Origin of the sequence: Citrobacter amalonaticus (assembly GCF_018323885.1) — a bacterium.
GTDB lineage: Bacteria > Pseudomonadota > Gammaproteobacteria > Enterobacterales > Enterobacteriaceae > Citrobacter_A > Citrobacter_A amalonaticus.
The window spans coordinates 1,811,282-1,822,895 of the sequence record NZ_AP024585.1 but is presented as its reverse complement, the minus strand read 5'-3'; the positions used below and the strand labels follow the sequence as shown (position 1 = coordinate 1,822,895).

Here is an 11,614-nt window from a genome sequence, read left to right as displayed (position 1 = left end):
CATTATAGCTAATATGGGCGCTATGTCATAAAGTTGAAGGCTTATTTCTTTCGAGGGACTGTACCGTGTTGACGTTATCCAGACTTTTCATCCACCCCGTCAAATCAATGCGTGGCATTGGGCTGACCCACGCTCTGGCAGACGTCAGCGGTCTGGCTTTTGATCGTATTTTTATGGTTACCGAAGCCGATGGCACCTTCATCACAGCGCGTCAGTTTCCACAAATGGTGCGCTTTACCCCCTCGCCCCTGCACGATGGCCTGCATTTGACCGCGCCTGACGGCAGCAGCGCGCTGGTGCGGTTTGCTGATTTTGCCGCCCAGGATGCGCCGACGGAAGTCTGGGGCAACCATTTTACCGCGCGAGTCGCCCCCGATGCGATTAATCAGTGGCTTAGCGGCTTCTTCTCCCGCAGCGTGCAACTGCGTTGGGTGGGACCACAGTTGACCCGGCGGGTTAAACGCCACGCGGGCGTGCCGCTCTCTTTTGCCGATGGTTTCCCGTATCTGCTGGTAAATGACGCTTCGTTGCGCGATCTGCAGCAGCGCTGCCCGGCGGGTGTTCAGGTTGAACAGTTCCGCCCCAATATCGTGGTCTCTGGTGCTACGGCATGGGAAGAAGACAACTGGAAAGTGATCCGCATTGGCGAGGTTATCTTTGATGTGGCGAAACCGTGCAGCCGCTGTATTTTTACCACGGTCAGTCCGGAAAAAGGGCAAAAGCATCCCTCCGGTGAGCCGCTGGCAACGCTGCAAACCTTCCGTACCGCGCCGGACAATGGCGATGTCGATTTTGGGCTGAACCTGATCGCCCGTAATAGCGGCGTGATTCGCGTGGGCGATGAAGTGGAGGTTTTATCGACCGGTCCGGCTCGCGTTTATGGCGCCGCCGACACCGGGGAGACGGTTGAAGTCGCGCAGCAACCGAATGCGACGGTCACCATCGACTGGCAGGGACAGGCGTTTCAGGGGAACAATCAACAGGTATTGCTTGAGCAACTGGAAAACCAGGGGATCCGGGTACCCTATTCGTGTCGGGCGGGAATTTGCGGCTGCTGTCGTATCAAACTGCTGGAAGGCGAAGTGAACCCGCTGAAGAGATCGGCACTTGGCGATGATGGCACCATCCTCAGCTGTAGCTGCGTGCCAAAAACCGCGCTGAAGCTGGCGCGTTAAACCGCCTGTTCCAGGCTGAAGCTGTGCGGACGAAACGACGGCTTCAGTCGGTCATTCATTATTTTAATCGCATCACCAAGCTGCATCGTCCGCCCGGCCACAACCACCCCGGGTTGCGCCAGCAGGCACAGCGCCGCATTTTCGCCAGGCTCTACCACTAACAGATTGATTTGTTCCTGGGTATCACTCAGCCAGACACAGGCCGCATCGCCAGTGCCGGGTACCCAGTTTTCGCCGTGCGCCACAAAGTGCCAGCTTTTCGGCATTTGGGGTTTCAGATAGCGAATGGCCACCAGCGCATTGAGCACCAGCTCAGCTTTCTGGTCTTTAGAGAGCTCAAGGTCGCGGCACTTTTCTTCAAAGGAGAAGTACAGCGCGGCATCGTCAACGCAAAAACCGGACGGTGAGAATGCATCCGGGGTGAGCATTTTGCGGGCAAAACGCGAGCGAAATAACATGCCATTGGCTAAATCGAGCATCATTCGGTCATGCTCTTCGTCATAATACCAGCGCCAGTTATCGTCAGGTTTAATTCGCATTGTTTTCTCTCCCCTCTCCATCGCCCCGTTGCAAAATTGTCCTTTTTCGCCGCTTCGTTTATTACCTTAATAAGCAAAGCTTAAAATGTTTAAATAAGCAACAGTGAAAGAATATAAAACAACCAGGGGAGGAAATAAACCCCTGGTTGTCTGATATTCTGATAAAGAGAGAGAAAAAATCAAATATGGGTAACGATTTCTTTAATCAGTGGCGGACCTTTAAAAATAAAACCAGAATAAATCTGAACCAGCGACGCCCCGGCAGCCATCTTCTCGCGCGCGGCAATCACTGAGTCGATACCGCCAACGCCAATAACAGGCAACTGACCTTTTAATTCCTGAGACAGACGGCGGATAATTTCTGTACTTTTTAATTGCAGCGGACGACCACTTAAGCCACCCATTTGATCGCAATTTTTCATTCCCTGAACCAAAGAACGATCGAGTGTTGTATTGGTGGCAATAACACCATCAATATTATGGCGTACTAAACTATCGGCAACCTGGATCAGTTCTTCCTCAGAAAGATCCGGCGCGATCTTTACAGCGATCGGAACATATTTCTGGTGGATCTTTTGCAGATCGTTTTGTTTATTTTTAATCGCCGTAAGCAAATCATCCAGCGCGTCGCCATATTGTAATGAACGTAATCCCGGCGTATTTGGCGAGGAGATATTAATGGCAATATAACCGGCATAGGCATAGATTTTTTCCATACAAATCAGATAGTCATCTTTACCCTGCTCAACCGGCGTATCTTTATTTTTGCCGATATTAATTCCGAGCACCCCGTCATAATGGGCCTTTTTAACGTTCTCGACCAGGTTATCAACGCCGTGGTTATTAAAGCCCATACGGTTGATCAAACCTTCGGCATCGACCAGGCGGAACAGTCTTGGCTTATCGTTGCCGGGCTGTGGACGCGGGGTCACGGTGCCGATCTCGATCGAGCCAAATCCCATCGCGCCCAGGGCATCAATACACTCCCCGTCCTTGTCCAGACCAGCAGCCAGACCAAGCGGATTTTTAAAGGTTAATCCCATACAGGTGACCGGTTTCGCCGGGACCTTCTGGCGGATCAACGCTTCTAGCGGCGTTCCCGTCACACGACGTAATTGCTGAAAAGTTAATTCATGAGCGCGCTCTGGATCGAGCTGGAAAAGGGCTTTACGAACGAAGGGGTAGTACATGAACTCTCCTGGATTCCCGGTGTGCAAACCGGGGGCGTATTATGGGTGATATCGAACAAAAAGGGAATTGACCTGCGGCAATAAAAAGCAAACGTTTTCCCTGTCAGCTTCTTTTTATGCAATTTTCAGCTTTTCAATTCCGCATAAATCATTTCGATTCCCGATTCCCCTCTGTCAGACTGCAAAAATTGTTATCAATGTTAAATAAAAGCGAACAATTGGTTATAAGGGGAGAATGCAATTATGCGCGTCATCACTTTGGCGGGAAGCCCACGCTTTCCCTCTCGATCCAGTGCTTTACTGGAATATGCCCGGGAAAAATTGAACGGTCAGGACGTTGAGGTGTACCACTGGAATCTGCACAACTTCGAGCCTGAAGATCTGCTGTATGCCCGTTTCGACAGCCCGGCACTGAAAACACTGGTCGCGCAACTGAAAGAGGCGGACGGCCTGATCGTTGCCACGCCGGTTTATAAAGCCGCCTATTCCGGGGCGCTAAAAACGCTGCTCGATCTGCTCCCCGAACGGGCGCTGGAAGGTAAAGTCGTCCTGCCTCTGGCGACAGGCGGCACCGTTGCACATCTGCTTGCCGTCGATTACGCGCTGAAACCGGTGCTCAGCGCCCTGAAGGCGCAGGAGATTTTACACGGCGTCTTTGCCGATGACTCCCAGGTGATCGACTATCAGCATAAGCCGCATTTCACGCCCAATTTACAGCTGCGTCTTGATAAAGCGCTGGAAACGTTCTGGCACGCCCTGCACCGCCGCGACGTTAAGGTTCCTGCTTTTGATACTGTGCGAGGTGCGGCCCATGCGTAATCTTCTCAAAGCTCGTACGGCATGGCTGGCATTCGCCGGACTGCTGGCCTTTTGCGGACTGACACAGGCGGCGGAGCCCTCACCTGATGCCCTGCGTATAGGCTATCAGAAAGGCAGCATCAGTATGGTCCTGGCGAAAAGCCACCAGCTGCTGGAAACGCGTTATCCCGGAACCAAAATATCCTGGATTGAATTTCCCGCCGGACCGCAAATGCTGGAAGCCCTGAACGTCGGCAGTATTGATCTGGGCAGCACCGGCGATATTCCGCCCATTTTCGCCCAGGCCGCTGGCGCAGATTTAGTGTACGTCGGCGTAGAACCGGCGAAACCGAAAGCCGAAGTGATTCTGGTGCCGGAAAACAGCCCCATCAAAACGGTGGCGGAACTGAAAGGCCATAAAGTGGCGTTCCAGAAAGGATCCAGCTCGCACAACCTGCTGCTGCGCGCCCTGCAACAGGCCGGGCTGAAATTTACCGATATCCAGCCGACGTATCTTACCCCTGCCGATGCCCGAGCGGCGTTCCAGCAGGGTAACGTTGATGCATGGGCCATCTGGGATCCTTACTATTCCGCTGCATTATTGCAGGGCGGTGTGCGCGTACTGAAAGACGGCAGCGATCTGAAACAAACGGGATCGTTCTATCTCGCCGCGCGACCGTACGCTGAGAAGAACGGCGCGTTCATTCAGGGCGTGCTGGATACCTTCAGTCAGGCAGATGCGTTAACCCTCAGCCAGCGGCAGGAAAGCATTGCCCTGCTGGCGAAAACAATGGGACTGCCAGAGCCCGTGATTGCGTCATATCTCGATCATCGCCCGCCGACCAGCATTTCACCGGTCAGTGACGCTGTAGCCGCGTTGCAACAACAAACCGCAGATCTGTTTTACGACAACCGCCTGGTACCGAAAAAAATCGATATCCGCCAGCGCATCTGGCACCCCACTCAACAGGAAGGAAAATCATTATGAGTCTGAATATGTTCTGGTTTTTACCGACGCACGGTGACGGTCACTATCTGGGGACGGAGGAAGGCTCGCGTCCGGTGGATCATGGCTATTTACAGCAGATTGCGCAGGCGGCGGATCGTCTGGGATTCACCGGTGTGTTGATCCCCACCGGGCGATCCTGTGAAGACGCGTGGCTGGTCGCGGCATCAATGATCCCGGTAACTCAGCGACTCAAATTCCTGGTCGCATTGCGCCCGAGCGTCACTTCACCGACAGTCGCCGCACGGCAGGCCGCTACGCTTGACCGCCTCTCCAACGGTCGCGCGCTGTTTAACCTGGTCACCGGCAGCGATCCACAGGAACTGGCGGGCGACGGTGTGTTTCTCGATCACAGTGAACGTTACGAGGCCTCTTCGGAGTTCACCCAGGTCTGGCGTCGTTTATTGCAGGGTGAAACCGTCGACTTCAACGGTAAGCACATTCACGTTCGCGGAGCGAAACTGTTCTTCCCGCCCATCCAGCAACCCTATCCCCCACTTTACTTCGGCGGCTCTTCCGATGTCGCCCAGGATCTGGCCGCTAAACAGGTCGATCTTTACCTCACCTGGGGCGAACCGCCTGAGCTGGTGAAAGAGAAGATAGCCCAGGTACGAGCCAAAGCGGCGGCGCGTGGGCGTAACATTCGTTTTGGCATTCGCCTGCACGTCATTGTCCGTGAAACCAACGAAGAAGCATGGCGAGCCGCGGACCGGCTGATCGCTCACCTTGATGACGACACGATCGCGAAGGCGCAAGCGGCGTTTGCCCGGACGGATTCTGTCGGTCAGCACCGAATGGCGGCGCTGCATAACGGCAAGCGCGACCAACTGGAGATCAGCCCGAATTTGTGGGCCGGTGTGGGTCTGGTGCGCGGTGGCGCCGGGACCGCGCTGGTCGGCGACGGACCGACGGTGGCGGCGCGCATCAACGAGTATGCCGCGCTGGGCATCGACAGCTTTGTCCTTTCCGGCTACCCACATCTGGAAGAGGCGTACCGGGTCGGCGAACTGTTGTTCCCGCATCTGGACGTCGCGATCCCGGAAGTCCCACAACCGCAACGCCAGCATCAGCAGGGTGAAGCGGTGGCGAATGAATTTATCCCGCGTAAGGTTGCGCAAAGCTGAGGAGAACCATGATGGCAACGCCAACGAAAAAGTGGTTGTTACGCGTTGCCCCCTGGTTTTTACCGGTGGGCATCGTCGCCGTCTGGCAACTGGCCTCCTCCATGGGCTGGCTCTCCGGGCGTATTTTACCCTCGCCGGAAGGGGTGATCATCGCCTTCTGGACGCTCTCCGCCAGCGGCGAACTCTGGCAGCATCTGGCCATCAGTTCCTGGCGTGCGCTGATTGGCTTTTCGATCGGCGGTTCGATTGGCCTGACGCTGGGGCTGATCAGCGGCTTATCGCGCTGGGGAGAACGCCTGCTGGATACCTCCATTCAGATGCTGCGCAACGTTCCACATCTGGCTCTCATCCCGTTAGTGATTTTGTGGTTTGGCATTGATGAAACCGCGAAGATTTTTCTGGTCGCGCTGGGGACGCTCTTTCCTGTCTATATCAATACCTGGCACGGGATCCGCAACATCGATCGCGGCCTGGTGGAGATGGCGCGTAGCTACGGATTATCCGGCTTTTCGCTGTTTATCCATGTGATCCTGCCCGGCGCCCTGCCCTCGATCATGGTCGGCGTGCGCTTTGCGCTGGGGCTGATGTGGCTGACGCTGATCGTCGCGGAGACCATTTCAGCCAATTCAGGAATCGGTTATCTGGCGATGAACGCTCGCGAATTCCTGCAAACGGATATCGTGGTTGTCGCCATTATTCTCTACGCCCTGCTCGGTAAACTGGCCGACGTCAGCGCTCAACTGCTGGAACGCGTCTGGTTGCGCTGGAACCCGGCTTATCATGTGAAGGAGGCCACCGTATGAATACCGCCCGTCTGAACCAGGGTACACCGCTCCTGCTGAATGCGGTAACGAAAAAGTACGCGGGTAACATCGTACTGAATCAGCTTGATCTCCATATCCCGGCGGGACAGTTTGTTGCCGTCGTCGGGCGTAGCGGTGGGGGAAAAAGCACTCTGCTACGCCTGCTGGCGGGGCTGGAATCGCCGAACGCCGGTGAACTGCTGGCAGGGACCACGCCGCTTCGCGATAGTCAGGACGACACCCGCATGATGTTTCAGGATGCCCGACTTTTGCCGTGGAAATCGGTGATCGACAACGTGGGACTGGGTCTGAAGGGCCACTGGCGGGACGCTGCGCGTCAGGCGCTGGCGGCGGTTGGGCTGGAAGAGCGGGCGAGCGAATGGCCAGCAGCGCTTTCCGGCGGACAAAAGCAGCGAGTTGCCCTTGCGCGGGCGCTAATCCACCGGCCGGGCCTGCTGTTGCTTGACGAACCGCTTGGCGCGCTGGATGCGTTAACACGTCTGGAGATGCAAGATCTCATTGTTTCGCTGTGGCAGGAGCATGGTTTTACCGTGCTACTGGTGACACATGACGTCAGCGAAGCCGTGGCGATGGCCGATCGGGTGTTGCTGATTGAGGATGGCAAGATTGGACTGGATTTGACGGTCGACATTGCACGCCCCCGCCGCCTGGGATCGGTGCGTTTAGCGGAGCTGGAGGCCAACGTATTGAGTCGGGTGATGCAGCGTGGGGTAACGGAACAGCCGATCCGTCGGCATGGATAAGTATTCAGGACGTTGTAGGCCCGGTAAGCATGAGCGCCACCGGGCATTTTGCCGGATAGCGGGGTTACCGCCTTATCCGGCCTACAAAAACGACAGGTCAACGTCTCAGGCTAACGCTTTGGTTACCTTCTCGTACAGATCGCCGGAAAGATTCTCCAGCCCTTTCAATTGTTCCAGCGCGGCACGCATTTTTTGCTGACGCTTCACATCGTAACGTTTCAGACGGATCAAGGGTTCGATCAGACGTGACGCCACCTGCGGGTTACGGCTGTTAAGCTCGGTCAACATCTCAACCAGGAACTGATATCCGCTGCCATCTTCCGCATGGAACGCCGCCGGGTTACTGCCGGCAAACGCACCAATTAGCGAACGAATACGGTTCGGGTTGCTCAGGCTGAACGAACGATGTTTCAACAGACCACGTACCGTATCCAGCACGTTATCCGCCGGGCTGGTGGCCTGCAGGATAAACCATTTGTCCATCACCAGACCGTCCTGATGCCAATTGTCGTCATACTCCTGCATCAGCGCATCACGGCACGGCAGTTGCGCCGCTACGGCCGCAGACAGCGCCGCCAGCGCATCGGTCATGTTGTTAGCTTCACGATACTGCTTACTTACCAGCGTGTCCGCCAGCGTCGTTTCACCAAAGGCCAGGAAGCGCAGGCAGGCGTTACGCAGCGTACGTTTACCGATGTCCGCATGCTCAACACGGTACTCCTCCAGCCGGTTGGCGTTGTAGATCGCCAGGAACTCATCCGCCAGTTCGGTCGCCAGCGTACGCGTTAACGCTTCGCGAACTTCAGCGATCGCCAGCGGATCGATGATATCAAACAGCTCAGCCATTTCTGTTGCCGTCGGCAGCGTCAGGATCTCCGCCGCCAGCGCCGGATCGATCTTCTCATCCAGCAGCACCGCGCGGAACGCATCCGCCACATGCACCGGCAGAGAAAGCGGTTGTCCTTGTTGATGGCGCGCCACGTTCAGCTTGATATACGTTGCCAGGAGGCTTTGCGCTGCGTCCCAACGGGAGAAGTCATTGCGCGCATGACGCATCAGGAACGTCAGCTGCTGATCGCTCCACTTATACTCCAGTTTCACCGGAGCTGAAAACTCGCACAACAGCGCCGGTACCGGCTGGAAGTAAACGTTATCAAAGACAAACGTCTGCTCCGCCTGGGTGAAATTCAGTACCGAATTCACCGGGTGACCGCCTTTTTGCAGCGGGATCACTTTACCTTCGTTGTCATACAGTTCGATGGCAAACGGAATATGCAGCGGCAGTTTTTCCGCCTGATCCGGCGTTGGCGGCGTGCGCTGGCTGAGAGTCAGCGTGTATTGTTCGGTTTCCGGGTTGTAGTCATCTTTAACGGTGACAATTGGCGTGCCGGACTGGCTGTACCAGCGGCGGAAGTGGGAAAGATCAACGTTGGACGCATCTTCCATGGCCTGAACGAAGTCATCGCAGGTCGCCGCGCTGCCGTCGTGACGTTCAAAGTACAGTTGCATCCCTTTCTGGAAATTTGCCTCACCCAGCAGGGTGTGGATCATGCGAATCACTTCTGCGCCCTTTTCATACACGGTCAGGGTGTAGAAGTTGTTCATTTCAATGACCATGTCCGGGCGGATCGGATGCGCCATCGGACTGGCATCTTCTGCAAACTGCAGGCCGCGCATGGTGCGCACGTTGCTAATCCGGTTAACGGCACGGGAACCGAGATCCGCACTGAACTCCTGATCGCGGAAAACGGTCAAGCCCTCTTTCAGGCTCAACTGGAACCAGTCGCGGCAGGTAACGCGGTTACCGGTCCAGTTGTGGAAATATTCATGGCCGATCACGCGCTCAATATCGAGATAGTCTTTGTCGGTGGCGGTATCGGTACGCGCTAGCACATATTTGGAGTTAAAGATATTAAGCCCTTTATTCTCCATCGCGCCCATATTAAAGAAGTCGACAGCGACGATCATATAGATGTCGAGATCGTACTCCAGGCCGAAGCGCTCTTCGTCCCACTTCATTGAGTTCTGTAACGAGGTCATCGCCCACGGCGCACGGTCGAGATTGCCGCGATCCACGTACAGCTCCAGCGCGACTTCGCGCCCGGAACGGGTCGTAAAGGTGTCGCGCAGCACGTCGAAATCACCGGCAACCAGCGCAAACAGATAGCACGGCTTCGGGAACGGATCCTGCCACTGAACCCAGTGACGACCGTTTTCCAGTTCCCCCTCGCCGGTGCGGTTACCGTTGGAGAGCAGGAACGGATATTGACTCTTATCGGCAATAATTTTGGTGGTAAAACGCGCCAGCACGTCAGGGCGGTCGAGATACCAGGTAATATGGCGGAAGCCTTCCGCTTCGCACTGGGTGCAGAGTGCATCGCCCGATTGATACAGGCCTTCCAGCGCGGTATTCCGGGCCGGGCTGATTTCATTCACAATACGCAGCGTAAAACGCTCGGGCAGATTGCTGATCACCAGCGCACCCGCTTCTTCTTTATAAGCGGTCCACGGTTCATCGTTGACGTGGAGAGAGACCAGCGTCAGATCTTCTCCATCCAGTTTCAGCGGGGCATCCGATGCGCCATGACGAACAGCCTGGCTCACTGCCGTGACCACGGTTTTTTCAGCATCCAGGTCAAAGGTCAAGTCAATATCAGTAATCTGGTAATCAGGCGCACGGTAGTCGTGGCGGTATTTGGCTTGTGGCTGTTGTGTCATAAAAAAACCTTTAGCATCTTTTGAAGAGTCTCGACTCCAGTCTATTCCTGTTGCGGAAATCGCGCTACGCAGAATGTTTATCTTTTCAGGCACAAACACTCTTTTCGCTACATTTTTATAACACGAGGCACGAAATGCACTCGACCCTAACGTCAGCTTATGGTGTGATCAGGGTTCAATAAATCGCTAAACAAGGTATACTCCAGCGGTTTTCTTAGTTGTTTATTGTACTAAACGCTCCCGTGAGAGGATGCTACTGCGCACCTATGACACAATTCGCTTCTCCTGTTCTGCACTCGTTGCTGGATACAGATGCTTATAAGTTGCATATGCAGCAAGCCGTATTTCACCACTACTATGATGTGCAAGTAGCGGCTGAATTTCGTTGCCGAGGCGACGACCTGCTGGGTATTTATGCCGACACCATTCGCGAGCAGGTTAATGCTATGCAGCATCTGCGCCTGCAGGATGAAGAGTACCAGTGGCTCTCCGGCCTGCCCTTCTTCAAAGCGGATTACCTCAACTGGCTGCGCGATTTTCGCTATAACCCGCAACAGGTATCCATCAGCAACGACAACGGGAAGCTGAATATCCGCTTAACTGGCCCATGGAGTGAAGTCATCATGTGGGAAGTCCCACTGCTGGCGGTGATCAGTGAGCTGGTCCACCGGTATCGCTCACCAGAAGTGGGCGTCGCGCAGGCCCTCGATACGCTGGAGACGAAACTAGTCGATTTCTCTGCTTTAACGTCAAGTCTCGATATGTCCCGCTTCCACCTGATGGATTTCGGCACTCGTCGCCGTTTTTCCCGTGAAGTGCAACAGGCTATCGTTAAGCGTTTGCAGCAGGAGTCGTGGTTTGTTGGCACCAGTAACTACGATCTGGCGCGTCGTTTGTCGCTAACCCCGATGGGCACACAAGCGCACGAGTGGTTCCAGGCGCATCAACAGATAAGCCCTGAACTGGCAACCAGTCAACGCGCCGCTCTCGCCGCATGGCTGAATGAATATCCGGATCAGCTAGGTATTGCGCTGACCGACTGCATCACAATGGATGCGTTCTTACGCGATTTTGGCAGCGAATTTGCCACCCGTTACCAGGGACTGCGCCATGACTCTGGCGATCCGGTTGAATGGGGTGAAAAAGCTATCGCTCACTATGAAAAGTTAGGTATCGACCCGCACAGCAAAACGCTGGTCTTTTCCGACAATCTGGATCTGAATAAAGCCGTCGATCTTTACCGGCATTTTTCATCCCGCGTGCAGTTGAGTTTTGGTATTGGCACGCGTCTGACGTGCGATATTCCGCAGGTTAAGCCGCTTAACATCGTGATAAAACTGGTGGAGTGCAACGGTAAACCGGTTGCCAAACTGTCTGATAGTCCGGGCAAAACCATTTGCCACGACAAAGCTTTTGTTCGCGCATTGCGCAAAGCATTTGATTTACCGCTTATCAAAAAAGCCAGTTAATCCTGCCAGGGAGCCGCTTCGGCTCCCT

10 protein-coding genes are annotated in these 11,614 nt (G+C 55.0%); 7 read left to right on the top strand and 3 right to left on the bottom strand.

Features of this window, described 5'->3' with window-relative positions:
- Positions 1 to 65: 65 nt before the first annotated feature.
- Positions 66 to 1,175, top strand: a complete 1,110-nt coding sequence (locus tag KI228_RS08445) for a YcbX family protein (RefSeq protein WP_054177190.1) — start codon at positions 66 to 68, stop codon at positions 1,173 to 1,175.
- Here the strand turns inward: KI228_RS08445 and zapC are convergent.
- Both zapC and pyrD read right to left on the bottom strand, forming a co-directional pair.
- Positions 1,172 to 1,714 carry a cell division protein ZapC gene (gene zapC / locus KI228_RS08440; protein WP_043001167.1) on the bottom strand — a complete coding sequence of 181 codons (543 nt, stop codon included), beginning with the start codon at positions 1,712 to 1,714 and terminating at the stop codon, positions 1,172 to 1,174. The genes KI228_RS08445 and zapC overlap by 4 nt on opposite strands.
- Before the next feature lie 179 nt (positions 1,715 to 1,893).
- Positions 1,894 to 2,904: a quinone-dependent dihydroorotate dehydrogenase gene (gene pyrD, locus KI228_RS08435; protein WP_043001168.1), complete on the bottom strand. Its 1,011-nt coding sequence runs from the start codon at positions 2,902 to 2,904 to the stop codon at positions 1,894 to 1,896.
- A 243-nt stretch (positions 2,905 to 3,147) separates the two neighbouring features.
- Between pyrD and ssuE the strand changes: the two genes are divergently transcribed.
- From ssuE to ssuB, 5 genes are read left to right on the top strand one after another with little or no spacing between them, the layout of a single operon-like run.
- Entirely contained in the window at positions 3,148 to 3,723 is a 576-nt protein-coding gene (gene ssuE, locus KI228_RS08430; protein WP_043001169.1) for an NADPH-dependent FMN reductase, read from the top strand.
- Positions 3,716 to 4,690: a sulfonate ABC transporter substrate-binding protein gene (locus tag KI228_RS08425; RefSeq protein WP_061070312.1), complete on the top strand. Its 975-nt coding sequence runs from the start codon at positions 3,716 to 3,718 to the stop codon at positions 4,688 to 4,690. Before ssuE ends, KI228_RS08425 begins: the two co-directional genes overlap by 8 nt.
- The gene (gene ssuD, locus KI228_RS08420) at positions 4,687 to 5,832 is read left to right on the top strand and encodes an FMNH2-dependent alkanesulfonate monooxygenase (RefSeq protein WP_061070313.1); all 1,146 of its coding nucleotides are present in this window, start codon (positions 4,687 to 4,689) and stop codon (positions 5,830 to 5,832) included. The genes KI228_RS08425 and ssuD overlap by 4 nt, the downstream gene beginning before the upstream one ends.
- Positions 5,833 to 5,843: 11 nt before the next feature.
- Entirely contained in the window at positions 5,844 to 6,635 is a 792-nt protein-coding gene (gene ssuC / locus KI228_RS08415) for an aliphatic sulfonate ABC transporter permease SsuC (protein ID WP_058587871.1), read from the top strand.
- Positions 6,632 to 7,399: an aliphatic sulfonates ABC transporter ATP-binding protein gene (gene ssuB / locus KI228_RS08410; RefSeq protein WP_061070314.1), complete on the top strand. Its 768-nt coding sequence runs from the start codon at positions 6,632 to 6,634 to the stop codon at positions 7,397 to 7,399. The genes ssuC and ssuB overlap by 4 nt, the downstream gene beginning before the upstream one ends.
- A gap of 105 nt (positions 7,400 to 7,504) precedes the next feature.
- Here ssuB and pepN read toward each other — a convergent pair whose 3' ends face one another.
- On the bottom strand, positions 7,505 to 10,117 hold the full coding sequence (pepN, locus tag KI228_RS08405) for an aminopeptidase N (RefSeq protein ID WP_061070315.1): 2,613 nt from the start codon (positions 10,115 to 10,117) through the stop codon (positions 7,505 to 7,507).
- Between the two features lie 266 nt (positions 10,118 to 10,383).
- On the opposite strand from pepN, the gene pncB reads away from it, so the two are divergent.
- Entirely contained in the window at positions 10,384 to 11,586 is a 1,203-nt protein-coding gene (pncB, locus tag KI228_RS08400) for a nicotinate phosphoribosyltransferase (protein WP_141227493.1), read from the top strand.
- The last annotated feature ends 28 nt before the right edge of the window (positions 11,587 to 11,614 follow it).